At 74.7% G+C, this 24,280-nt stretch carries 16 protein-coding genes; 10 read left to right on the top strand and 6 right to left on the bottom strand.

The window, feature by feature from the left end; translation table 11 throughout:
- Positions 1–61 precede the first annotated feature (61 nt).
- From lanKC to ACIGQF_RS12325, 3 genes are all read left to right on the top strand, one after another.
- The gene (lanKC, locus tag ACIGQF_RS12335; protein WP_399708493.1) at positions 62–2,695 is read left to right on the top strand and encodes a class III lanthionine synthetase LanKC; all 2,634 of its coding nucleotides are present in this window, start codon (positions 62–64) and stop codon (positions 2,693–2,695) included.
- Between the two features lie 429 nt (positions 2,696–3,124).
- Positions 3,125–6,109: an ABC transporter transmembrane domain-containing protein gene (locus ACIGQF_RS12330; RefSeq protein WP_399708490.1), complete on the top strand. Its 2,985-nt coding sequence runs from the start codon at positions 3,125–3,127 to the stop codon at positions 6,107–6,109.
- Between the two features lie 125 nt (positions 6,110–6,234).
- Positions 6,235–8,832, top strand: coding sequence for an ATP-binding cassette domain-containing protein (locus ACIGQF_RS12325; RefSeq protein WP_399708672.1), 2,598 nt, complete (start codon positions 6,235–6,237; stop codon positions 8,830–8,832).
- Between the two features lie 63 nt (positions 8,833–8,895).
- Here ACIGQF_RS12325 and ACIGQF_RS12320 read toward each other — a convergent pair whose 3' ends face one another.
- Positions 8,896–9,525 carry a DNA-binding response regulator gene (locus ACIGQF_RS12320; protein ID WP_399708487.1) on the bottom strand — a complete coding sequence of 210 codons (630 nt, stop codon included), beginning with the start codon at positions 9,523–9,525 and terminating at the stop codon, positions 8,896–8,898.
- Positions 9,526–10,071: 546 nt separating this feature from the next.
- Positions 10,072–10,695 carry a TetR family transcriptional regulator gene (locus tag ACIGQF_RS12315; protein WP_361556685.1) on the bottom strand — a complete coding sequence of 208 codons (624 nt, stop codon included), beginning with the start codon at positions 10,693–10,695 and terminating at the stop codon, positions 10,072–10,074.
- Positions 10,696–10,932: 237 nt separating this feature from the next.
- Between ACIGQF_RS12315 and ACIGQF_RS12310 the strand changes: the two genes are divergently transcribed.
- The 4 genes from ACIGQF_RS12310 (at position 10,933) to ACIGQF_RS12295 (ending at position 15,075) form a co-directional block, all read left to right on the top strand.
- Positions 10,933–12,291, top strand: coding sequence for a glycosyltransferase family 4 protein (locus tag ACIGQF_RS12310; RefSeq protein ID WP_399708484.1), 1,359 nt, complete (start codon positions 10,933–10,935; stop codon positions 12,289–12,291).
- A gap of 102 nt (positions 12,292–12,393) precedes the next feature.
- Positions 12,394–13,158 carry a class I SAM-dependent methyltransferase gene (locus ACIGQF_RS12305; protein ID WP_399708481.1) on the top strand — a complete coding sequence of 255 codons (765 nt, stop codon included), beginning with the start codon at positions 12,394–12,396 and terminating at the stop codon, positions 13,156–13,158.
- Positions 13,155–14,225 (top strand): prenyltransferase, encoded by a 1,071-nt coding sequence (locus ACIGQF_RS12300; protein ID WP_399708479.1) that lies wholly within the window; start codon positions 13,155–13,157, stop codon positions 14,223–14,225. The genes ACIGQF_RS12305 and ACIGQF_RS12300 overlap by 4 nt, the downstream gene beginning before the upstream one ends.
- A gap of 55 nt (positions 14,226–14,280) precedes the next feature.
- The gene (locus tag ACIGQF_RS12295; protein WP_399708476.1) at positions 14,281–15,075 is read left to right on the top strand and encodes a maleylpyruvate isomerase N-terminal domain-containing protein; all 795 of its coding nucleotides are present in this window, start codon (positions 14,281–14,283) and stop codon (positions 15,073–15,075) included.
- Positions 15,076–15,101: 26 nt separating this feature from the next.
- On the opposite strand, the gene ACIGQF_RS12290 is transcribed toward ACIGQF_RS12295, so the two are convergent.
- The 4 genes from ACIGQF_RS12290 to ACIGQF_RS12275 form a co-directional block, all read right to left on the bottom strand.
- The gene (locus ACIGQF_RS12290; protein ID WP_399708474.1) at positions 15,102–16,160 is read right to left on the bottom strand and encodes an LLM class F420-dependent oxidoreductase; all 1,059 of its coding nucleotides are present in this window, start codon (positions 16,158–16,160) and stop codon (positions 15,102–15,104) included.
- Positions 16,161–16,287: 127 nt separating this feature from the next.
- On the bottom strand, positions 16,288–17,145 hold the full coding sequence (locus tag ACIGQF_RS12285) for a hypothetical protein (protein WP_399708472.1): 858 nt from the start codon (positions 17,143–17,145) through the stop codon (positions 16,288–16,290).
- A 191-nt stretch (positions 17,146–17,336) separates the two neighbouring features.
- Positions 17,337–18,284 carry an N-acetylmuramoyl-L-alanine amidase gene (locus ACIGQF_RS12280; RefSeq protein ID WP_399708471.1) on the bottom strand — a complete coding sequence of 316 codons (948 nt, stop codon included), beginning with the start codon at positions 18,282–18,284 and terminating at the stop codon, positions 17,337–17,339.
- Positions 18,285–18,392: 108 nt separating this feature from the next.
- Positions 18,393–19,043, bottom strand: coding sequence for a class I SAM-dependent methyltransferase (locus ACIGQF_RS12275; RefSeq protein WP_399708468.1), 651 nt, complete (start codon positions 19,041–19,043; stop codon positions 18,393–18,395).
- Between the two features lie 178 nt (positions 19,044–19,221).
- Between ACIGQF_RS12275 and ACIGQF_RS12270 the strand changes: the two genes are divergently transcribed.
- From ACIGQF_RS12270 to ACIGQF_RS12260, 3 genes are all read left to right on the top strand, one after another.
- Positions 19,222–21,423 (top strand): acyl-CoA dehydrogenase, encoded by a 2,202-nt coding sequence (locus ACIGQF_RS12270; protein ID WP_399708465.1) that lies wholly within the window; start codon positions 19,222–19,224, stop codon positions 21,421–21,423.
- A gap of 18 nt (positions 21,424–21,441) precedes the next feature.
- Entirely contained in the window at positions 21,442–22,662 is a 1,221-nt protein-coding gene (locus tag ACIGQF_RS12265) for a lipid-transfer protein (RefSeq protein WP_399708462.1), read from the top strand.
- Positions 22,663–22,802: 140 nt separating this feature from the next.
- Complete coding sequence (locus ACIGQF_RS12260; RefSeq protein ID WP_399708459.1) at positions 22,803–24,266, top strand: MFS transporter; 1,464 nt, start codon at positions 22,803–22,805, stop codon at positions 24,264–24,266.
- Positions 24,267–24,280: the final 14 nt, after the last annotated feature.

The following is a 24,280-nucleotide window of genomic DNA, read 5'->3' as shown; positions in this document are numbered from 1 at the left end:
TGACTGTCCGCCCCTCTCCGTACGTGGAAATCTCTTTTCCACGCCGCCGAGGGGGGAGACGATGGACAAGCGGTACGAGGTGTACTGCCTAGCCGGCAGGTATTTCTACGAAACCCCGGACCGTTTGTCCGTCGGGGAGGACGCCGCAGCCGACGACAGTGCGGTGTACGAAGCGGCGCAGCGCGCAGTCCCCGAAGGGTGGCGCTGTTTCCTCTCCGGGGACTGGCTCCACGTGAATCCCGTGGACAGCGAGGGGAACCCGCGTCCGGGCAGGCCGGCACAGGGGTGGAAGGTACATGTGTCGGCCTGCCCGGACAATGCGGAGAAGATTGCCTCCAAGGTCTGGGACTACTGCGTCGCCCATTCCGTGCCGTTCAAGTTCGTGCCGGGCCCGCGCCCGCTGCGGCTGCGGAATTCCAAATACGCGGACCGGACGGCCGGCGGCAAATTCGCCACCCTTTACCCGGTGGACGTCGCGGAATGCCGTCGCATTCTGGAGGAGCTGGGCTCGCTGCTGGACGGCGAGCCGGGCCCGTACATCCTCAGCGACCTGCGGTGGCACGACGGCCCGCTGTACGTGCGGTACGGCGCCTTCACCCGGCGGCACTGCGTCGACGGCACCGGGGCGCTGGTGCCCGCCATCGAGAACGCCGAGGGCCGGCTGGTCCCCGACCGCTGCGAACCTGCCTTCCGGCCGCCGGAGTGGGCCGAGCTGCCGGACTTCCTGGCCCCGCACCTCAAGGCGCGCAACGCCACCACCGTCGCCGACCTGCCGTACGCCGTCGAATCGGCGCTGCGCTTCGCCAACGGGGGCGGCGTCTACCTCGGCCGCGACCGGGACACCGGCGAGCGGGTGGTCCTCAAGGAGGCCAGGCCGCACGCCGGGCTCGCCGCCGACGGGGCCGACGCGGTCATCCGCCTGGAGCGCGAACGGGCCGCGCTGCGGCGGCTGTCGGGCCTCGGCGTGGCCCCGGAGGTGCGCGACTGGGTCACCGTCGGCGACCACCGCTTCCTGGTCGTGGACCACGTCCCGGGCAAGACGCTGCACGCCTGCCTCACCGAGCGGCATCCGCTGCTCGCCGCCGACCCCGAGCCGGCGGCGCTGACCTCCTACACGGAGTGGGCGGTGGGCATGCACGCCGCCGTCGAGCAGGCCGTCACCGCGGTGCACCGCCGCGGCCTGGTCCTCAACGACCTGCACCTGTTCAACGTCATGGTCGCGCCCGACGAACTGAGCGTCACCCTGCTGGACCTGGAGGCCGCCACCGATGTCGCCGAATCGGCCCGGCGCTCCCTCTCCCACCCGGCCTTCGCCGTCCCCCGCGACCGCACCGGCTACGACATCGACCGGTACGCGCTGGCCTGCCTGCGCCTCGCGCTCTTCCTGCCGATGACGGAGCTGCTGGCGATCGAGCGGGACAAGGCGACCGACCTGGCCGAGACGATCGCCCGCGAATTCCCCGGCGTACCGCCCGGGTTCCTGGAGGAAGCCGTGCGCACCATCTGCGCGCCCCAGCCCGTCAAGGCACGGATCCGGCGCCCCGCGCAGGCCCGCCACCTCGTCGCGGTCGACACCCGCGAACCGTACGTCTGCGACCCGGCCGACTGGCCGCGCAGCCGCGAATCCATGGCCCGGGGCATCCTCGCCTCGGCCACGCCCGAGCGCACGGACCGCCTGTTCCCCGGCGACGTCGCCCAGTTCGCCGACGGCGGCGGACTCGGCATCGCCCACGGGGCGGCCGGTGTCCTGTACGCGCTCTCCGAGACGGGTGCCGAGGGGTTCGAGGAGGGTGAGGAGTGGTTGTTGCGGCAGACCGCTCCGCCTCCCCTCGGCACCCCCCTCGGGTGCTACGACGGACTCGCCGGCGTCGCCTACGTACTGGACCGGCTCGGCCACCGCGAACGGGCCGACGAGCTGATCGAGCGGGTGCTCGCCGAGAAGTGGTACCGCCTCGGTCCCGACCTGTACGGCGGCCTGGCCGGCATCGGCCTCACCCTGGACCACCTGGCGCGCGAACGCGGCGCACGCGAACTGCGCGACCGGGCGCTGGAGGCGGCCGGGCACGCCGCCGACCGGCTGGAGAGCTGCGCGAACCGGGCCGGACTGCTGCGCGGCGCGAGCGGCCCCGCACTGCTCTTCCTGCGCCTGTACGAAGGCACCGGGGACCCCGGGCTGCTCGACCTCGCGGCGCAGGCGCTCCGCAGCGACCTCGCCCGGTGCGTGCGCAACGCGCGCGGCACGCTGCTGGTCGACGAGGGCTGGCGCACCATGCCGTACCTCGGCGCCGGGTCGGTGGGCATCGCGATGGTCCTCGACGACTACCTCACGCACCGCGCCGACGCGGAGTTCGAGGAGGCGCGGATGGCGATGCTGCCGGCCGCGCAGGCCCGCTTCTACGCGCAGCCCGGCCTCTTCAGGGGGCGCGCAGGCATGGTGCTGCACCTGGCCCGCACGACGACGCCCGACCCCGAGGTCGAGGCCGCGCTGGCGTCGCAGATCGCCGACCTGAGCTGGTACACGATGCCCTACCGAGGCGAACTGGCCTTCCCCGGCGATCAGTTGATGAGGCTGTCGATGGACCTGTCCACCGGCACGGCCGGCTGCCTGCTCGCCCTCGGCTCGGCACTGCACGAGGAACCGGTGCAACTGCCGTTCCTGCCACCGCTGCCCGAACCGGACGCGTTGCGCCTCTGACCGGCGCACCGCCCCTGATCAGGTTCGTTCCGGAACCTGTCGGCCCGAGACCGTGAGGTGATACGGGCCGGCCACAGCACGGGAGGCGGCCGTACCCGTACCGGACCGTGAGGTCCGGCCCGGTACGGCGCGGCCCGCCGCCCGTGTCGGCCGGCCTGCTCCGGCAAGCCGATCCGGCCCGGTACGGACCGGTGTGCGTGCGGCTCACACGAGCCGCACGCACACCATTTCCCCGCACGCACCGTCCACGTACCACTGCCTACGTACTGCCTACGTACTGCCTACGTACTGCCTACGTACCGCCTGTGCAGCGCCGCCCACGTCTGCGTAACGCCCTGTCAGGTACAGCTCAGCCCGTTCGCTCCATACAGCTCGGCCCTTGCGCTCCGACTGATCGTCAGCTCGAAAGCTCGTCCGGGAGGAAGAACCGTGACCGCCAAACCCGCCGACCGGCTGCTGCTCGGCGCACTGCGCCACAGCGCCCCCCGGGCCTCGGCAGTCCTGCTGCTCACCACCTGCGGCGCCGCGGTCGGTCTCGCCCTCCCCGCCATCCTCGGCCACACCCTCGACCTGCTGCTCGACGGCCGCCCCGCACAAGCCTGGCTGCTCGCCTGCGCCGGACTCACCGCGCTGCTCGTGCTGCTCGGCGCGCTCGACGGGCTGCTCACCGGTACGACGGACGCGCGCGCCACCGCCTGGCTGCGGCGCCGGGCGCTCCGCGGCGTGCTGGCCGCCGGGCCCACCGCCACCGAGCGCCACGAGACCGGCGACCTGGTCGCACGGGTCGTGGGCAACGCCGCCACGGCCGGCACCGCGCCCACCGCGCTCGCCGCCACCGCGGCCATGGCGCTCACCCCGGTCGGCGCGCTGGTGGCCCTGGCCCTGCTCGACCCGTGGACCGCGGCCACCTTCGTCCTCGGACTGCCGCTGCTGGCGCTGCTGATGCGCGCGTTCGTCCGCGACACGGGGGACTGCGTGGCGCAGTACCAGCGGATCCAGGGCGACATCGCCGGGCGCCTGCTGGAGGCGATCGGCGGGGCCCGCACCATCGCCGCCGCCGGCAGCCACGAACGCGAGGCCGGCCGCATCCTCGCGCCGCTGCCGGCCCTCTCCCGGCAGGGCCACCGCATGTGGCGGGTGCAGGGCCGGTCCACCGCCCAGGCCGCCGCTCTGGTCCCGCTGCTCCAGATCGCCGTACTCGCGGTCGGCGGGCTGCGGCTGCTGGCCGGCGCCCTCACCATCGGCGACCTGCTCGCCGCCTCCCGGTACGCGGTCCTCGCGGCCGGCGTCGGCACGCTCGTCGGCCACCTCAACGGCCTGGTCCACAGCCGCGCCGCGGCCCGCCGCCTCACGGAACTCCAGGACCTCCCGGCCATCGAGTACGGGGAGTCGGAGGCCACGGGGGAGCCGGGTACGGGGGCCGGCGCCGACGGGGAGGAGGGCGCCCGGGCGTGCGCGGGCGCCCTCGAACTGCGCGGCATCACCGTACGGAAGGCCGGCCACCTCGTCCTGGACAGCCTCGACCTGACCGTCCCGGGCGGCTGCACGATGGCCGTCGTCGGCCGCTCAGGCACCGGCAAGTCCGTCCTCGCCGCCGTCGCCGGGCGGCTGATCGAACCGGACGCGGGCGAAGTCCTGCTGGACGGCGAGCCGTTGCGCGGGCTCAGCCACTACGCGCTGCGGCGCTCCGTCGGCTATGCCTTCGAACGGCCCGCGCTGCTGGGCGGGACGGTGCACGACACCATCGCGTACGGGGTGTACGAGCCGGGGCCGGGCGACGTGGAGGCGGCGGCCCACGCGGCGGGCGCGGCCTCCTTCATCCGGCGGCTGCCCGAGGGGTACGCCACGCCCTGCGCCGACGTACCGCTGTCCGGCGGAGAGATCCAGCGGTTGGGGCTGGCCCGCGCGTTCGCGCACGCCGAGCGGCTGCTGATCCTCGACGACGCGACCTCCAGCCTCGACACGGTCACCGAACTGCGCGTCGGCCGTGCGCTGCTGCGGGACGTGCGGGCCGGGACCCGTCTGATCATCGCGCACCGGGCCGCCACCGCCGCCCGCGCTGACCTGGTCGCCTGGCTCGACGCGGGCTTCATCCGCGCGCTGGCGCCGCACGCCGTGCTCTGGGAGGACCCGCGCTACCGGGCCCTGTTCGGGCAGGACGAGCCGGCCCCGCTCGCGGAGGAGGGCGGGCCGGCGCCCCGCCGGTGGCAGATACCGGTCGCGGGCGACGGGGCGGCGGAGGAGGACCGGACGACGGCCAGGCTGCCGGTACGGAAGCGCCCTGCGGGCGGCCCGGCGGTGGGGAGGCCGCCGGCCGGCGCCCCCGGCCCCCGCCCGCGCCGAGCCATCGGCCACGGCGCGGCGGCCGCCCAGGGGGAGGGGTCCGGCCCGGGTACGCCGGGCGGAACGTCGTCGGGCGCCGGCACGCCGCGCGGTGGCGCGGCGGGCGGTGACTTCCCGGGGCGGGGGGCCCGGCGTATCGGGGGGCCCGCCGGTGCGCGGCCGGCCGACGCGCGGTCGGAGGGGCCGACGCCCGTGGAGGCGCAGTGGCCGCCGTCGTCGCCCGGTGCCGCGAACGTCCCGAGCTGGGCCCACGGCCAGGGGCCCGCGGACGGCCCCGCGCAGGCACCCGAGGGGAGCCCGGGGCCGGAAGGGAGGCCGGTCCCGGGCGGGTGGCCGGTGCCGGAGGGCATACCGATCCCGGAGGGCATGCCCGTCACCCAGCGCCGCCGCCGCGCCCTGGCAGACCTGCTCGCCCAGACCGAGCAGCAGACACGGCCGCGGGCGCAGTCCCAGCAGGCGCCGCAGTCGCAGCCGCAGTCGTCGGTACCGGATCCCCGGTCCGCCCCGGTGACCGCCCCCCGGGCCTCGGGAGACGGGCCGGCTCCGGCCCCACGCCGGGCGCTGCGCTCCGGGCCCGGCGCGACGGCCCAGGGCCCCGACGCAACGGCTTCCGGCCCGATGGCCCCGTCCGATCCGGTACCCCCGTCCGGCCCCGCGGCTTCGTACGGTCCGGCGGCCCCGCGTCCGGTCACCCCGGCTGCTCCGGTCACCCCGACTACCCCGGTCACCCCGACTACCCCGACCACCCCGGTCCCTCCGCACGCGGCGTCCCCTGACCCGCGGGTGGGCCGCCCCACGGCGCCCCGCCGAGAGCCCATCGGCCCGGCGACTCCGGGGTCGGAGGGGCCGCCCCCGGCGCCTCCCGCGGCTGTGGCCCCCGGTTCAGCGGCCCCCAGTCCGCAGGTCAACGGCCCGCAGGTCAACGGCCCGCAGACAAGCGGTCCGGCAGTGCCCGGCCGGCAGGTCCCCGGGCCGCAGCGGAGCGGGCCCGGGGCGCGGGCCGAGATGACCGCGGCGCGGGTTGTGGCGCTCGGGGAGCGGTGGGCCGTGGAACGGCGGGGCGACCAGTGACGGCGGACGGTGTGCGGGGTGCTCGGGAGGAGCGGTCCGCGGCGGGAGAGGTACGGACGGCAGTGACCGGCAGGAACGGGAGCGACAGCGGCGTGCGCGGCGAGGGACGACGAACGGGCGGCGGGATGCGGCTGCGGGACGGAGCCCGGCGGTTCCTGGGCCGGCGGCGGGCCGTCGTGGCGCGGCTGGCCGCCTGGTCCGTGGCCGAGGCGGCCCAGACGTTCCTGCTCGGCTTCGCGCTGGCCAGGGCCATCGACGACGGCTTCCTCGCCGGCCGGCTCACGGTCGGGCTCGGCTGGCTGGCCGCCGCCGCGCTGGCCGTCGCGGTCGGCTCGTACGGTACGGGCCGGGTCTACCGTTCCGTCGCCGACCTGGTCGAACCGCTCCGCGACGAACTGCTCCGACGGGTCGTCACCCGCGCGCTGCGGGAGGCCGACCACGGTGCGGTGTCCCGCGCCGCGCACCAGGTGGAGATCGCCCGCGACACCTTCGGCGGGCTGGTCATGGTGACCCGCGGCTTCGTCTTCACCGCCGCCGGCGCGCTGATCGGCCTGGTGTCGCTCGCTCCGGTACTGCTGCTCGTCGTCCTGCCGCCCCTCGTGCTCGGCCTCGGCCTCTTCATGGTGACGCTGCGCCCGATGACGCGCGGCCAGGAGACGTACCTGGCGGCCGACGAGGCCATCGTCCACGCGGTGGGCGTGGCGGCCGGCGGCCTGCGCGACGTGACGGCGGCCGGCGCGGAGGAGCGGGTGGCGCGCGAGGCGGGGGAGCGCTTCGACGCCGAGTGGCGGGCCTCCCGCACCCTCGCCCGCTGGAACGTCTGCCGCACCCTCGCGCTCGGCGTGGGCGGCCGGCTGCCGGTGGTCCTGCTGCTGGTCACGGCGCCCTGGCTGCTGGACAACGGCGTGACGCCGGGCGCGCTGGTCGGCGCGCTGGCCTACCTCGCGCAGTCCATGCTGCCCGCGCTGCACGCGCTGCTGTTGGGGCTGGGTACGTCCGGTACACGGCTGGCCGTCGTACTGCGCCGGCTGACCGGGGCCGGACCGAACGCGACGGCGCCGGACTCCGCGGACCCGGCCGCGTCGGGCCAGTCGGCGACGGCCGGGGCGGCGCAGGCGATGGAGATGACGGAACCGACGGAGGCGGCGGAGGCGAACGGTGCCCTTCCGGCTCCGCGTCCGCCCGGCCCCGCCGGCCCCGGCCTCCCCGTCGTCGCGCGCCCCGCGCTCCCCGGCGGTGCCGGTACGCAGCGCTGGTTCGCCCTCCCGCCGGCCCCCGAACCCCCGGCCCTGCCGCCCCCGGCCGTGGGCGCCCCGGCCCCCGGCACAGCGGCCGGTAGCGCCCCGTCCTTAGGCATCCCGCCCCGGCCGACCGTCCCACCGGCCGTCGTTCCGCCCACGGCCGCTCAACCGCCGACCGGCCTCTCCGCGCCCACCCACTCACCCACCCACTCACCGACCCACCAACCCTGGATCGACCCCGCGTCGACCTCCCAGCTGCCGGCCGGGCTGTCGCCCGTGCCCCGCCCGTTGGCCGGTCCCTCGTCGGCCGCTCAACGGCCGGTGGCTCAGCCCGCCGAGCAGCCGGCCGGTCCCGCAGCCCGCGGCGGGGCGCGGCACGCCAAGCGGCCGCGGCACGCGCTGCCGGCCAAGCGGCGGACGCTGCCCGGCGGGATCCCCGTACCTGGCCTCACGGCCGGCAACCGCACCGCGCGCGCGGCGGCGCAACCGTCCGGCGGGACGACGCGGCCTGCCGGCGCGGAGGCGCGGCCGTCCGGCGAGGAGACGGCCGGGCTGTCCGGACACCGGACGCCCGGCCTCTCCGGGTACGAAGTGGCCGCCCTCCCCGGGGCCCCGACGGCCGCCCCCTTCGAAGCCGGGGCGACCGACGACTCCCTGGGCGCCGCGCACGCCACGCACCCCGGAGCCGGGCCGGACGACGCTGCCGACGACGTCCCCGCCCCCCTGCCCGCATGGGCGACGCCGCCCGCCGCCAGTGGGCTGGCGGTGGCGGCGCGGGGGGTGTCCTTCGCGTACGGCGAGCATGCGACGCCCGTCGTGCAGGGGCTGGAGCTGACCCTGCCGGTCGGCGGGCACCTGGCCGTCGTCGGGCCGAGCGGTATCGGTAAGTCGACTCTCGCGGCGCTGCTCGCGGGGGTGCTGGTCCCCGACCGGGGAGAGATCCGGCTGGGCGGGAACGGCGCGGGGTCCAGGCGCGTTCTCGTACCGCAGCAGGCCTACGTGTTCTCCGGGACGCTCAAGGAGAACCTGCTGTACCTCTGCCCGCGCCCCGAGGCCGTGCCGGACGCCGCGCTGCGGGCCTCGGCCGTGGCGGTGGGCGCCGCGGAACTGGTCCAGCGGCTGGGCGGGTTCGGTGCGCGGGTCACGCCCGGCACGCTCTCCGCGGGCGAGCGGCAGCTGATCGCGCTCGCCCGTGCCCATCTCGCGCCCGCCCCGCTCGCCATCCTCGACGAGGCCGGCTGCCATCTGGACGCGGCGACGGAGGCCCGGGCGGAGCGGGCCTTCGCCGCCCGGCCGGGCGGCTCGCTGATCGTCGTGGCGCACCGCATCAGCTCGGCGCTCCGCGCGGACCGCGTGCTGGTGATGGACGGTACGTACGCGCTGTGCGGGCGCCACCGCGATCTGTTGCGGCGCTCCGGGCTCTACCGCGACCTCGTGGGGGAGTGGGCGGACGACGGCGCGCGGCCGGCGCTCGTGCGCTGAGCCGGACGGGCCCGGGCCGCCTAATGCGCGGGGTGCGCCCCGGGCCGTTGTCCGGCGGTCCGGTCACAGCCAGCCCTCCCCCTGGGAGATCCGGATGGCGTCGACCCTGTTGCGGGCGCCGGTCTTCCGGGTGATCGCGGACATGTAGTTGCGCACCGTGCCGTTGGACAGGTGCAGCGTGCCGGCGATCTCGGCGACCGAGGCGCCCTCCGCCGCGAGCGAGAGCACGCTCAGCTCCCGCTGGGTGAGCGGCATTTCGGCGGCCTGGAGGAAGCCGAAGCCGAGCGAGCCGTCGATGAAGCGCCGGCCCGCCGCGACCTGCCGGATCCCCGCGGTCAACTGCCGGGGCGAGCCCTCCTTGTCGACAAAGCCGAGCGCGTTCGCCTCGAATGCCCGGCGCAGCGGCCCCGGCCGGCCGGCGGAGCCCAGTACCAGCAGCGCGGGCCCCCGGCGCGGCGCGTCCGCCCCCTCCCGCGCGCCGCCCGCCGCGCACTCCGCGCCGCAGGGCGGGGTGCCGGCCGTGCCGTGCGCGGGGTGCTCGCGGCATCTGGTGGCCTGCTGCGGGATGTGCGCGATGGGGCCGCGGCCCGTCGTGCCGTGCCCCGGGAGGGTGCGGCCGCCGTGCGCGTCCTGCACCACCTGCGTGGTGCCCGCCGGGGCTCCCCAGCCGTTCGTCCCTCTGCCGGGCACCACGGCGCCGTGTGTCCCGGCCGTGGTTCTCGCCCCCCGGCCCGTCCGGTGCGGGTCGGCGCTTCGATACGCACCGTCACCCCAACCGGAGTCCTCTCTCGGAGTTTTACCTTCGGCATGTGCCGTTGGCGCGACCCCGCTGTCCGATAACTTTCGCAACGCATTCAGTCCGATCGGCACGGCGGAGTCCACATCGACCACGCAGACGTCCGGCTGCAACGCGCGCACCCGGCTCGCCGCGCCGTCCGGCGTGGACACCGCCACCTCTATGTCGTTTTCCCTGCTGAGCACCTCGGCCAACGCCCATCGAAACAGGCAGACGTCGTGCACCAGCAGCACCCGGATCACTGCAGTCCCCCTCCAGACCCCCGTGTACCGGCATATTTGTCAACCACCCCGAATTCATACCTGTAATGGGCGCGCTGTGGGGCCGCAGATCAGGCCAAGAGGGGGCAAGGGGGCGCACGGGTGCACGACGTTACGCATGTATGCACGCCGTGAGGGGGCGTGGCCGGGGGAGCGAAAGGAGAATTACCGGAAGAGAAAGGGCTATTCCGGGCGCTGGGAAGACGTCAGCTCGATGAGCCGGCACACCGTCTCGATGTCGATCTTCACTTGCGCAATCGAAGCCCGCCCCGACAGCCAGGTGATCAGTGCCGAGTGCCAGGTGTGTTCGATCACTCGTACGGCCGAGAGCTGCTCGGGGGTGGCGGCCGAATCCAGCCCCATGGCGTCCAGGATGATCGCCGTCGTCAGCCGGGAGACGGTGTCCACCTCGGGGCTCACCGACCGGTCGGCGAAGGTGAGCGCGCGCACCATGGCGTCCGCGAGGTGCGGCTCGCGCTGCATCGCGCGGAAGGCCCGCATCAGCGTCTGGGCCACCCGCGCCCCGGGGTCACTCTCCGTCGGCGGGCGTTTGCGCAACGTCGCGTGCATGTGCTGCAGCTGGTCCTGCATGGTCGCCACCAGCAGATGGATCTTGGAGGGGAAGTAGCGGTACAGCGTGCCCAGTGCGACGTTCGACATCTCCGCGACCTCGCGCATCTGCACGGCGTCGAAGCCGCCCCGCCCGGCCAGCTGCGCGCTGGCGTGCAGGATGCGGCGGCGGCGCGCTTCCTGGCGCTCGGTCAGGGCGGGGCTGGCGGGAAGCGCCGACTGGGGTTCGGAAGTCATGTGTCCCATTCCGTGGCGGTCCGTCCGTGCTCCGGGGTACGTCGAGCTGCTGATCGGGTCAGCATGGCAGGGGGTGGGTCGTGGCGCGAATCACCTGGTGCGGCCCTTTTCGTCGGTTCACCGCCCGGTAGATTCGAGCTAGGTGAACTCGTCGGTAACCGATCCGTTCTGTAACTTGTTCTAGATTAGCGCCAGCGGTTACGCTCCGGCGAAAGTCCAGTGAGAGAGGGGCCGAGAGTGTCCGCTGAGGCCGTCCAGGCAGCCGCCGCTCGCCCCGCCGAGGCCACCGGCGACCGCCCCCTTCGGATCGCCCTGCTCACGTACAAAGGGAATCCGTTCTGCGGCGGCCAGGGCGTCTACGTTCGCCACCTCTCCCGCGAACTCGCCGGGCTCGGCCACTCCGTCGAGGTCATCGGCGCCCAGCCCTACCCCGTCCTCGACGCCGGGGTACCGCTGACCGAGCTGCCCAGCCTGGACCTCTACCGGCAGCCGGACCCCTTCCGCACGCCGAGACGCGACGAGTACCGGGACTGGGTCGACGCCCTCGAAGTGGGCACGATGTGGACCGGCGGCTTCCCCGAGCCGCTCACCTTCTCCCTGCGGGCGCGCCGCCATCTCGCCGCGCGCCGCGGCGACTTCGACGTGATCCACGACAACCAGACGCTCGGCTACGGCCTGCTCGGCGACCTCGGCGCGCCGCTGGTCACCACGATCCACCACCCCATCACCGTCGACCGGCAGCTGGACCTGGATGCCGCGGACGGCTGGCGCCGGCGCGCCTCGGTCCGCCGCTGGTACGGCTTCACCCGCATGCAGAAGCGGGTCGCCCGCCGGCTGCCCTCGGTCCTCACCGTCTCCGGCTCCTCCCGCCAGGAGATCACCGACCACCTGGGCGTCCGTCAGGACCGCATCCACGTCGTGCACATCGGCGCGGACACCGATCTCTTCTCGCCCGACCCGTCGGTCCCCGAGGTGCCGGGCCGCATCGTCACCACCTCCAGCGCCGACGTACCGCTCAAGGGCCTGATCCACCTGGTCGAGGCGCTCGCCAAGGTCCGCACCGAGAACCCGGCGGCGCACCTGGTGGTGGTCGGCAAGCGCGCCGACGACGGCCCGGTCGCCGCGGCCATCGAGCGGTACGGGCTCGGTGACGCCATCGAGTTCGTCAAGGGCATCAGCGACGCCGAGCTGGTGGACCTGGTGCGCGGCGCCCAGGTCGCCTGCGTGCCCTCGCTCTACGAAGGCTTCTCGCTGCCGGCCGCCGAGGCCATGGCCACCGGCACGCCGCTGCTGGCCACCACCGGCGGCGCCATCCCCGAGGTCGCCGGGCCCGACGGCGAGACCTGTCTCGCCGTGCCGCCGGGCGACGCGGGCGCGCTCGCCACGGGCCTGAACCGGCTGCTGGGCGACGCGGACCTGCGCCGCCGGCTCGGCGCCGCGGGGCGCGAGCGGGTGCTCGCCCGGTTCACCTGGCGGCAGGCGGCCATCGGCACCGCCGAGCGCTACCGCGAGGCCATCGCCCGGCAGGCGGCACACCGGCCGCAGGCCGCCCGTCCCACCGCCGTGCCGGCCGCCGAGCCCGCCGCGCGCGCCTAGTACGGCCCCCGCACCTCTGTCCGCCGAGACCGCCGTGACCGCCATACCGTCCCCGCCGTCCCCGTGCGGCCGGGGCCTCCCCAGGACGAAAGCTGAGAGGCCGTGCTGACCGTCGACTTTTCCCGATTCCCGCTCGCACCGGGCGACCGCGTGCTCGATCTGGGCTGCGGCGCGGGCCGGCACGCCTTCGAGTGCTACCGGCGCGGCGCGCAGGTCGTCGCGCTCGACCAGAACGCCGAGGAGATCCGCGAGGTCGCCAAGTGGTTCGCGGCGATGGAGGAGGCCGGCGAGGCCCCGGCCGGCGCCACGGCGACCGCCATGGAGGGCGACGCGCTCGCGCTGCCCTTCCCCGACGACTCCTTCGACGTCGTGATCATCTCCGAGGTCATGGAGCACATCCCGGACGACAAGGGCGTGCTCGCCGAGATGGTCCGGGTCCTCAAGCCCGGCGGCCGGATCGCCGTCACCGTGCCCCGCTACGGCCCCGAGAAGGTCTGCTGGGCGCTCAGCGACGCGTACCACGAGGTCGAGGGCGGCCACATCCGCATCTACAAGGCCGACGAACTGCTCGGCAAGATGCGTGAGGCGGGGCTGCGCCCGTACGGCTCGCACCACGCACACGCGCTGCACAGCCCCTACTGGTGGCTCAAGTGCGCGTTCGGCGTGGACAACGACAAGGCGCTGCCGGTCAAGGCGTACCACAAGCTCCTGGTCTGGGACATCATGAAGAAGCCGCTGGCCACGCGGCTCGCCGAGAACGCGCTGAACCCGCTCATCGGCAAGAGCTTCGTCGCGTACGCCACCAAGCCGCACGAGCCGAAGGCCGCTGCCGGGCTGCACGACGAGGCCGCGCGAGCCGCCCTGTGACGAGCCCCGGGCGCACCGAACGACTCGTCCTGCCCGGAGTGCTCACCGCTGGGCAGGCAGCCCGCACCGTCGCCGGCATCCTCGCGGCCCAGCGCGCGGACGGCGCCATCCCGTGGTTCCGGGGCCACCACCTCGACCCCTGGGACCACACCGAGGCAGCGATGGCGCTGGACGCGGCCGGCGAGCACGCCCGCGCCGAGGCCGCCTACCAGTGGCTGGCCGATCATCAGCTGCCCGACGGCTCCTGGTACGCCGCGTACGCCGACGGGGACGCGGAGCGGCCCACCGACCGGGGCCGGGAGACCAACTTCTGCGCGTACCTCGCCGTCGGCGTCTGGCACCACTACCTCTCCACGGGCGACGACACCTTCCTGGACCGCATGTGGCCGGCGGTGTACGCGGCCGTCGAGTTCGTCCTCGCCCTCCAGCAGCCCGGCGGCGAGATCGGCTGGAAGCGCGAGGACGACGGCACGCCCGTCAACGACGCGCTGCTGACCGGTTCCTCCTCCGTCCACCAGGCGCTGCGCTGCGCCCTGGCCATGGCCGACCTGCGCGGCGAACCGCAGCCGGACTGGGAGCTGGCGGCCGGCCGGCTGGGCCACGCCATCCGGCACCACCCCGAGCGGTTCCTCGACAAGTCCCGCTACTCGATGGACTGGTACTACCCGGTGCTCGGCGGCGCGCTGCGCGGCCAGGCGGCCAAGGAGCGCATCGAGGCGCAGTGGGACGACTTCGTCGTGCCGGGCCTGGGCGTCCGCTGCGTACTGCCCAACCCCTGGGTCACCGGCGGCGAGAGCGCCGAACTGGCGCTGGCTCTCTGGGCGATGGGTGAGTCCGACCGGGCCGTGGAGATCCTCCGCTCGATCCAGCACCTGCGTGCCGAGGACGGCATGTACTGGACCGGCTACGTCTTCGACGACGACGCGATCTGGCCGCGCGAGCTGACGTCGTGGACGGCAGGCTCCCTGCTGCTGGCGGTGGCGGCGCTCGGCGGCGACGAGGCCACCACGGCCGTCTTCGGCGGCGAGCGCCTCCCGGCGGGGCTGGAGCCCGACTGCTGCCGTTGATCGCCCGTCCCGAAATTCCGGGGCGAGAGCCCCAGAAACGCACTAGCGTGCGGGTATGACACGCCTTGGGCACGAGAGGTACTGCGAAGAGATTCTGGTGCAGACCGGACTGTTCCGGGAAGCACTGCGGGGGGCGGACCTGAAGGCGACGGTTCCCACCTGCCCGGAATGGACGATCGGCGAGCTGACCCGGCACCTCGGCGGAGCGCTCCGCTGGATGGGGACGACCGTGCGGACCCGCGCGCGGGACGTCGTCCCCGACGAGGACGTACCGGATTTCCAGGGGCCGGGGGACGGGGACCCGGCCGCGCTGGAGGCCTGGCTGGGCGAGAGCGCTGAGCTGGCGGCCGCGGCGCTGCGGGACGCCGGCCCCGACACCCGGGTGTGGACCTGGGTGGACGAGCAGACCGCGGCGTTCTGGGCGCGGCGCGCCACGCACGAGATCGTGATCCACCGTGCGGACGCGGCGATCGCGGCGGGCGCCGGGTACGGGCTCGCGCCGGACGTCGCCGCGGACACGATGGAGGAGTGGCTGGAGATCGGCACCTCCCCGCAGGTCCTGGCGCGGCGGCCGGACCTCGTGCAGCTGCTGGGCCCGGGACGCACGGTCTGCCTGCATGCCACGGACATCGGCCCGGCCGGCACACGTTGGATCATCGACCTGACCGGTGACCGGCTCGACTGGCGGCGGGCCGGCGCGGACGAGCAGGCCGCCGTCACGCTCAGCGGCCCGCTGACGGACGTCCTGCTGGTCTTCTACCGGCGCCTGCCGCACGACACCCCGGCGGTCACCGTCGAGGGGGACCGCGGCCTGTTCGACGAGTGGCTCGGCATGGTGAGCTTCGGCTAGCCGCCGACCGTCCGGGCGGCGAGCGCCTAGGAGTTGAGCTCGGCGAGTACGCGCAGGGTGTGCGGGTCCGGGGCCATGACCAGGAGGTCGGTGACCGGGCCCGCGCGCCACAGCTCCAGCCGCTCGGCGATGCGTTCACGCGGCCCGACGAGGGAGATCTCGTCGGCGAAGGCGTCGGGGACGGCGCGCACGGCGTCCTCCCGCCGCCCCTCCCGGAAGAGGTCCTGGATCCGCCGGGCCTCCTCCTCGTACCCCATGCGCGCCATCAGATCCGCGTGGAAGTTCCGCCCACCCGTCGCCCGACCACCGCCCCTGGTGGAGTGCTCCGTGCGCCCTTTGTTCGGCCCCATGCCGCCGATGTAGAAGCCCAGCATCGCCTTGACCGGCAGCAGCCCCTCGCCGACGTCGTCACAGACCACGGCCCGCGCCATGGGCGCGATGCGGAAGGACTCCGGTGCGTCGGCGAGGGAGGCCGTGTACACCTCCGTGCGCTGCGGTGACCAGTACAGCGGCAGCCAGCCGTCCGCGATGCGGCAGGTCTGGGCGATGTTCTTCGGGCCCTCGGCGGCGAGGAGGACGGGCAGATCGGCGCGGAGCGGATGGGTGATCGGCTTGAGCGGCTTGCCGAGCCCGGTGCCGTCCGGGCCGCGGTACGGGTGGGTGTGGAACCGCCCGTCCAGCGCCACCGGCCCCTCGCGGCGCAGCACTTGGCGTACCACGTCGACGTACTCGCGGGTCGCTGTGAGCGGGCTCTTGGGGAACGGCCTGCCGTACCAGCCCTCGACCACCTGCGGCCCGGACAGCCCCAGCCCGAGCAGCATCCGCCCGCCGCTGAGGTGGTCCAGGGTGAGCGCGTGCATCGCGGTGGCGGTGGGGGCACGGGCCGCCATCTGCGCGATGCCGGTGCCCAGTTCGATGCGTGTGGTGTGCGCTGCGATCCAGGTCAGTGCGGTGAACGCGTCCGATCCCCAGGACTCCGCCGTCCACACGGAGGCGTAGCCGAGCCGTTCCGCCTCACGGGCGAGGTCGAGATGGCGGGGGTCCGGGCCCCGTCCCCAGTAGCCGAGCGCCAGGCCGAGCCGCATACCGATCCTTCCTGACGTACCGTCAGAATATCGTGCGGCGACTGTACGAGGCGGGTGCGGCCATGGCAACGGCCCCGCACCCACGAACGGTGGGTACGGGGCCGTGCGAGACCGTCGGCGCGCGGAATCAGCCGCGCTGGATGCCGGTGGTGTCCTGCAGGACGCCGCGGCGGCCGTCCTGGGTCTGCGCGATCAGCGCCTGGCCGCGCTGCTCGACCGCGAGGTACCAGGTGCCGGGGGCCAGTTCGGCGATCGGCGTCGGGCTGCCGTCCTCGCCGTACAGCGGGCGGGCGACCGGAACCGCGAACCAGAACGGCGCGAATTCGGCGGCCGGCGCACCGGTCTGCTGGTCGGTCGCGGCGGGCGCGGGCTGGCCGGCCTGGCCGCCCTGCGTCTGCTGGGGCTGGCCGCCGTACGAGGGCTGGCCGCCCTGCTGCGGGCCGCCCGGGTAGCCGTAGCCCTGGCCCGGCACCTGCTGCTGCGCGCCCGGGTAGCCGTACCCGGCGTTCACGCCGGTGTTGTACGGGGACGGCGAGGCGGCGGGGGCGGTGATGAGCTTGGCCTGCAGCGCGGGGACGAGCGGCGAGGCGAGGGCGGCGGCGGCCAGGATCAGCGCGGCGATGAGGCCGATGATGATGCCGGGGCCCGCGCTGCCGACGCTGATGATCGTCCAGAACGCCGTCCAGGCCGCGAAGATGCTGAGCGCGACACCGAACTGTCCGAGGTCCAGACCGGCGACCTTGCGCGGCTGCGGCAGCGCGCGGCTCACGATGATGAGCACGGCAGCGATGACACCGGCCAGGTAGATGCTCATGACGGTGGCGAGCGAGTCCCAGGCGTTCGAGCTCTCGGCGGCGGCGCAGTACTTGGCCATCTCGCCGGAGCAGTCGGGGCTGCCGGTGAAATCGAGGAACGAGGCGATGAACAGCAACACCGCTGCTCCGATCACCACGCCGTCGCCTCGTGTGAGGGATCGGATGTTCACGTAAGGAATCCTTTGCCGTTTTTCGTCATGGGTCGTGCTGTCGCCGATTGCGCACGGCGCGAGGCGCGGGGGTGGCCCCATCGTAAGGGGGAACCTACCGCCCCATCCGCTGGGTCGTCTCGTCCCCTTATGAGGGGCTCCGGGCGCCCGACGGGCCGGTTCGCGTGGGTGCCGGTGGCGCCGGCCGGCCGTCAGCGGCGCAGGAAACCGGTGATGCCCTCGGCGATGCCGGCGGCCGCCTTCTGGCGCCACGCGGGGTCGGTCAGGCGCGCCGCGTCCTGCGCGTCGCGCATGTTGCCGCACTCCAGGAAGACTTTCGGCACCCGGGAGAGGTTGAGCCCGCCGAGGTCGGTACGGGTGTCCAGGCCCTTGCCGTTACCGATGTAGTTGGCCGGTGCGCTGCCGGTCGCCGCGACGAAGCGGCCCACGACATGGTCGGCGAGGTCGCGCGACGGACCGGTGATCTTCCGGGTGTCCGCGCCGCCGGCGTGCACCGCACCGGGCCGGATCACGTGGAAGCCGCGGTTCCCGGCCCCGGCGCCGTCCGCGTGGATCGAGATCGCGGCATCCGCGTGGGCCTTGTTGCCGATCTCGGCGCGCTCGTCCACGCACGGCCCGTACGGACGGTCGCCGTCCTGGGTGAAGACGACCCGCACGCCTTCCTTCCGCAGCAGTGTGCGGGCGCGGCGCGCCACGTCGAGGGTGAAGGACGCCTCCGCGTATCCGGCGTTGGTGGAGGTGCCGGTCGTGTCGCACTCCTTGCGGGCGTTGCCGACATCGACCTGGCGCGCGATCTCCGCCGTGTGGTCGCGGTTGGTGGGGTTGTGGCCGGGGTCGATCACCACGACCTTGCCCTTGAGCGGGCCGCCGCCGGCCGCCGGACCGCGCTCCCGGCCCGCGTCCTTGCCGTCCTTCTGCGCCTTGCCGTCCTTGTGTGCCGTGCCGTCGTCGTCCGGCCGTGAGCCGGGGGAGTGCTGGCCCGCAGCGGCGGGCCGGTCCGGGCCCGGCCTGCCCTCGGACGCCGTACCGCCGCCGGTGGCGCCGCAGCCGGCGCAGCCCAGGGCGGCCAGTACGGCCGGCACCAGGAAGAAGGTGCGGGCGTAGCGGCGGGACGTGGGGGGAGTACTGCCGTTCGACACAGCGCGATCGTAACGTCAGCCGGCCGGAAGCCGGCGCTCCTGCCCGTGGCGCGTCCGGCACCGGGCCCGATCGGTCCCGTCCGCCTCGCTCTTTTGGCCGGCCGTCCCTCAGATGCCGTCGCCCGTCCGCCGCAGGACGCGCAGCGACCGGTGCGCCGAGACCTCCGTGAAGGCGCCGGACTCCAGCGCGCGCAGGTAGATGCGGTACGGAGCCTGGCCCGTCCACTCGTCCACCGGGTCGGGGAACACGTCGTGGATCACCAGCAGGCCGCCCGGCGCCACGTGCGGCGCCCAGCCCTCGTAGTCCGCCGTGGCGTGCTCGTCGGTGTGGCCGCCGTCGATGAAGACCAGGCCCGCCGGGGCCCGCCAGAGGGCCGCGGCCTGCGGGGACCGCCCGACGAGCGCGAGGACGTGCTCCTCCAGCCCGGCCGCGTGCAGTGTCCGGCGGAAGGCGGGCAGCGTGTCCATCCGCCCGACGACCGGGTCGACGACCTCCGGGTCGTGGTAGTCCCAGCCCGGCTGCTGCTCCTCGCTGCCGCGGTGGTGGTCCACGGTGACCGCGACGACCCCGGCCGCCCGCGCCGCGTCGGCCAGCAGCAGCGTGGAGCGCCCGCAGTACGTGCCGATCTCGATCAGCGGCAGCCCGAGCGCGCCCGCCTCGGCGGCCGCCGCGTACAGCGCCAGCCCCTCGTCCACGGGCATGAAACCCTTCGCCGCCTCGAACGCGGCGAGCGTCTCCGGCTGGGGAGCGGCGGTCATCGGTTACCTCCTGGTGGCGGGCGCCGGAGACCCGTTACCGGCGCGTACATCCCGCTCATCGTGGCGCACGCCGCCCTCCTCGACGCGCCTGGGGTCGCCGTGGGGCCGCCGCCGAAAAACTGACAGAGCGTCAGTTCTGCTCTTCCGTCCGACTGGAACCTGTTCTACCGTGCCCGGCATGGGCATCGGAATCACGCGGGACCACCGAGAGCTGGCCGCTGCGGTGCGCGGGTGGGCGACCCGCGCCGTGCCGCCCGAAGACCGGCGGAAACTGCTCGACGCGGCGCCGGGACGGGCCGGCCGGCCCGGCTGGTGGGAGGAGGCCGCCGCGCAGGGACTGCTCGGCCCGCAGCTGCCGGCGGAGTACGGCGGAGGGGGCGGGGAACTGCTGGACCTCGCGGTCGTCCTGGAAGAGACCGGCCGCGCCGCGCTCCCAGGCCCGTACCTGCCCGGCGTGCTCGCCGCCGAACTGCTGCGGCGCGGCGCCCGCGACGAAGCGGTAAGCGCCCTCGTACGGGAACTCGCCGCGGGCGAGCGCATCGGGGCCGTGGCGCTGACGCCCGGCGGACTGACCGCGGTCGCGACCGGCGACGGCTACGTCCTGAACGGCACGGCCCCACCGGTCCTCGGCGGCGGGGACGCCGAGGTGCTGGTGCTGGGGGCCGCCGCGGAGACCGGGACGGTGTGGCTCGCGGTGGACGCCGAAGCGCTGGAGATCCGGGTGCCGACCGGGGCCGATCCGACCCGCCCGGCCGCCGAGGTCACCGCCGCCGGGGCCCGCGTCCCCGCCGGCCGGCTGCTCGCGCTCGACGCCGAGCTGGTCCGGGACCTGGCCGGGGCCCTCTTCGCCGCCGAGGCGTGCGGCACCGCCGCCTGGGCGCTGCACACCGCCACGGAGCACGCCGGGGTCCGCGAGCAGTTCGGGCGGCCCATCGGGCAGTTCCAGGCGGTCAAGCACCTGTGCGCGGAGATGCTCGTACGGCTCGAACAGGCCAGGGCGCTCGCCTGGGACGCCGCGCGGGCCATGGACGAACCCGCCGAGGTGCGCGGCCTGGTGAGCGCGCTGGCCACCGCGACCGCCCTGGAGACCGCCGTCGGCTGCGCCAAGGACTGCATCCAGATACTCGGCGGCATCGGCTTCACCTGGGAACACGACGCGCACCTGTACCTGCGCCGGGCGATCGTGGCACGGCAGCTGCTGGGCGGCCCGGCGGGGCACCGGCAACGCGCGGCCCGGTACGGCGCAGCGGGCGCCCGGCGCGAGCTGCGCATGGAGCTGCCGGCCGCGGCGGACGCCCACCGCGCCGAGGCCCGGGAGGCGATCGCGCCGGCCGTGGGGCTCGGCCCGGCCGCCGCGCGCAGGGCCCTGGCGCCCACCGGGTACGCGGCGCCGCACCTCCCCGAGCCGTACGGTCTCGGCGCCGGTCCGCTGCGGCAGCTCGCCGTGCAGGAGGAACTGCGCGCCGCCGGGGTGCGGGTGAGCGACCTGGGCATCGCGACGTGGGTGGTGCCGTCCCTGATCAGCCACGGCATGTCGGAGCAGCGGGAGCGCCACCTGCTGCCCACCCTCCGGGGCGACCAGCTGTGGTGCCAGCTGTTCTCCGAGCCGGAGGCCGGGTCCGACCTGGCGTCGCTGCGGACCCGGGCCGAGCGGACCGGGGACGGCGGCTGGCGGGTCAACGGGCAGAAGGTGTGGACGTCGGCGGCGCAGTGGGCGCGGTACGGCATCCTGCTCGCCCGTACCGATCCGGACGCGCCCAAGCACAAGGGCCTCACCTACTTCCTCGTCGACATGCGGACACCGGGCATCGAGGTCAGGCCGCTGACGGAGATCACCGGAGACGCGCTCTTCAACGAGGTGTACTTCGACGACGTGCTGCTGCCCGCGGACGCGGTGGTGGGGGAGGCCGGGGACGGCTGGCGGGTCGCCCGGCACACCCTCGGCAACGAACGCGTGCACATGGCCGACCAGGTGACCTTCGACACCGGCCTCGAAGCGCTGCTCGCACGGGCGGGCGCGGAGGATGCTGACGGCGCGCTGCACGCCCGCGTCGGCGAGCTCGCGGCCGAGGCGCACGCGCTCGGCTGCATCGGGCTGCGCACCACCCTGCAGCAGGTCGACGGGCTGGAGCCGGGCGCCGGGGCCAGCGTCCGCAAGCTCGTCCAGACCCGCCACCAGCAGGCCGTCGCCGAGCTGGCGCTCGAACTGCTCGGCCCGGCGGGCGCGGTGCGCGAGGGCGCGGGGGAGCGGGCGCTGCACGGCTTCCTGATGTCCCGCTGCCTGACCATCGCGGGCGGTACCACGCAGGTACAGCTCAACGTCGTCGCGGAGCGGCTGCTCGGGCTGCCCAGGGACCCGGAGCCCCGCCCGATCATCTGAGCCCCCGGAGGAACACGTATGACTGGCAAGGCGTACATCGTCGGCGTCGGCATGACGAAGTTCGAGAAGCCCGAGACGCGGGAGTGGCAGTACTGGGACATGGCGAAGGAGGCGGGCGGCGCGGCGCTCGCGGACGCCGGTGTCGCCTACGAGCAGGTCGAGCAGGTGCCCGTGGGCTACTGCTACCAGGCGTCCACCGCCGGGCAGCGGGCCGCGTACGAGCTGGGCCTGACCGGCGTCCCCGTCTACAACGTCAACAACAACTGCGCGACCGGCTCGACGGCCCTGATGATGGCGCGGCAGTTCGTCGCCTCGGGGCTCAACGACTGCGTGCTGGCGCTGGGCTTCGAGAAGATGAAGCGCGGCGCGCTCGGCGGCGGCGCGGACAGCGGTGCCCGTGGCGGAGCCACTGGTGAACACTTCAGTACGTCCCCGGTGGCCCGGCACTACGGCGTGATGGCGGCTCGGCACGGCTTCGAGATGACCCCGCCCACCGCCCAGATCTTCGGCAACGCGGCCCGCGAGCACATGGAGCGGTACGGCACCACGGCCCGCCAGCTCGCCGCGGTCGGCGCGAAGAACCACCGGCACTCGGCGGACAACCCGTACGCCCAGTTCCAGGACGCGTACACCGTCGAGGAGATCCTCGCCGCCAAGACGATCCACCGGCCCCTCACCAAGCTCCAGTGCTCGCCGACCTCCGACGGTGCCGCCGCGGCCGTCGTCGTCTCCGAACGCTTCGTCCGGGAGCACGGCCTCGGGGACCGTGCCGTGGAGATCGCCGCGCAGGCCATGACCACCGACACCGAGGAGTCCTTCGCGTCCGGCTCCTGCATCGATGTCGTCGGCAGGCCGATGTCGCGCGCCGCGGCCCGGCAGGCGTACGAGGCGAGCGGGCTCGGCATCGAGGACGTCGATGTCGTCGAGCTGCACGACTGCTTCTCCGTCAACGAACTGCTCACCTACGAGGCGCTGGGCATGTGCGCGGACGGCGAGTCCGGCAAGCTCGTCGAGGAGGGCGCGACCACGCACGGCGGGCGGTGGGTGGTGAACCCCTCCGGCGGCCTGATCTCCAAGGGCCACCCGCTCGGCGCCACCGGGCTGGCCCAGTGCGCCGAGCTGACCTGGCAACTGCGCGGCGAGGCGGGTGCCCGGCAGGTGCCGGGCGCCGGGGTGGGGCTGGCGCACAACATCGGACTGGGCGGCGCGGCGGTGGTGACGCTGTTGCGCCGGGCGTAGGGGGCGGGCCTGCCTCGTACGGTCCCGGCGAACCGGCCCCGGGACGTGCGGCCCGGTCCCGGTGCCCGTGGTCCTAGGACCTCCGGTCCGGGACCGTTGGGCCGATAATCCGATGCCCAGGGCATCCATCGGATGACACGATGGCCAGCATGCCCCCGCTCATGACCACCGACCCGCAGTCGTCCGGAACCACCGCCCGCACGGCCCCGCCCGCCTGGGCGGTGATGCTCGCGGTCTGCGCGGGGCAGTTCCTCGTGGTGCTCGACGTCTCCGTGGTGAACGTCGCGATGCCCTCGATGCGGTCCTCGCTCGGCCTGAGCGAGCTGGGCCTGCAGTGGGTGGTCAACGCGTACGTGATCACCTTTGCCGGGTTCCTGATGCTGGGCGGCCGCGCCGCCGACCTCTTCGGGCGCAAGCGGGTCTTCCTCATCGGCCTCGCGCTGTTCACCGCGGCCAGCCTGGGCGGCGGGCTCGCCCAGGAGTCCTGGCAGCTGATCGCCGCCCGGACGGTCCAGGGCATCGGCGCCGCGGTGCTCGCCCCGGCCACCCTCACCATCCTCACCACCTCCTTCCCGCAGGGCCCGGCCCGCACCCGGGCCGTGGCCACCTGGACCGCGGTCGGCGCGGGCGGCGGCGCGGCGGGCGGCCTGGTCGGCGGGCTGCTCACCCAGTTCCTGTCCTGGCGCTGGGTGCTGCTGATCAATGTGCCGATCGGCGCGCTGGTACTGGCCGGTGCCGCGTACTGCCTGACCGAGAGCCGGCAGGAGGGACGCCGCCGGCTGGACGTGCCCGGCGCGCTGCTGGTCACCGGCGGTCTCGCGCTCGTCGCCTACGGCATCGTGCAGACCGGCGAGCGCGGCTGGACGGCCGCGGGCGCGCTGCTGCCGCTGCTCGCCGGGCTGGTCGTGCTCGGTGCCTTCGTGGCGGTCGAGGCCCGCTCGGCGGCGCCGCTGATGCCGCTCGGCGTCTTCCGGCCGCGCTCGGTCTGGGCGACGACCTCGGCGATGGTCGTGGTCGGCGCCGGGATGTTCTCCATGTGGTACTTCCTCTCGCTCTACACGCAGAACGTCCTCGGCTACAGCGCGCTCCAGGCGGGGCTGTCCTTCCTCCCGCACTCCTTCTCGATCGTCATCGGCTCCAAGGCCGCGCCCCGGCTGATGGCGCTGCCCCGGATCGGTGCCAAGACCGTGGCCGTGGCGGGCGTGCTGCTCGCCACCGCCGGCATGGCCTGGCAGTCGACGATGGACGCGCACGGGACGTACCTCGGCACGATCCTCGGGCCCGGCATCACGATGGCGCTGGGCGCGGGTCTCTCGGCCACCCCGATCGCCGCGATCTGCACGGCGGGCGCGGCGGCCGGCGACGCCGGGCTGGTCTCCGGGCTGATCAACACCTCGCGGCAGATGGGCGGCGCGCTCGGCCTGTCGATCCTCTCGACGGCGGCGGCCGGGGTCGCGGGCAGCGGCCGAACGGCTCTGGCCGACGGGTACGCGCTCGCCTTCCGCGTCGCCGCTGTGGTCCTCCTGGCCGGCGTCCTGCTGATGCTCTTCTCCTTGCCGGGCCGCACGAAGGGGGACGGCGCGACGGACGGCGCCCGCGCCTGACGTCCGTGCGCGGC

The organism is Streptomyces sp. NPDC053560 (assembly GCF_044544605.1).
GTDB lineage: Bacteria > Actinomycetota > Actinomycetes > Streptomycetales > Streptomycetaceae > Streptomyces.
The sequence above is the reverse complement of the archived record's forward strand: the minus strand, read 5'-3'. Positions and strand labels throughout refer to the sequence as shown.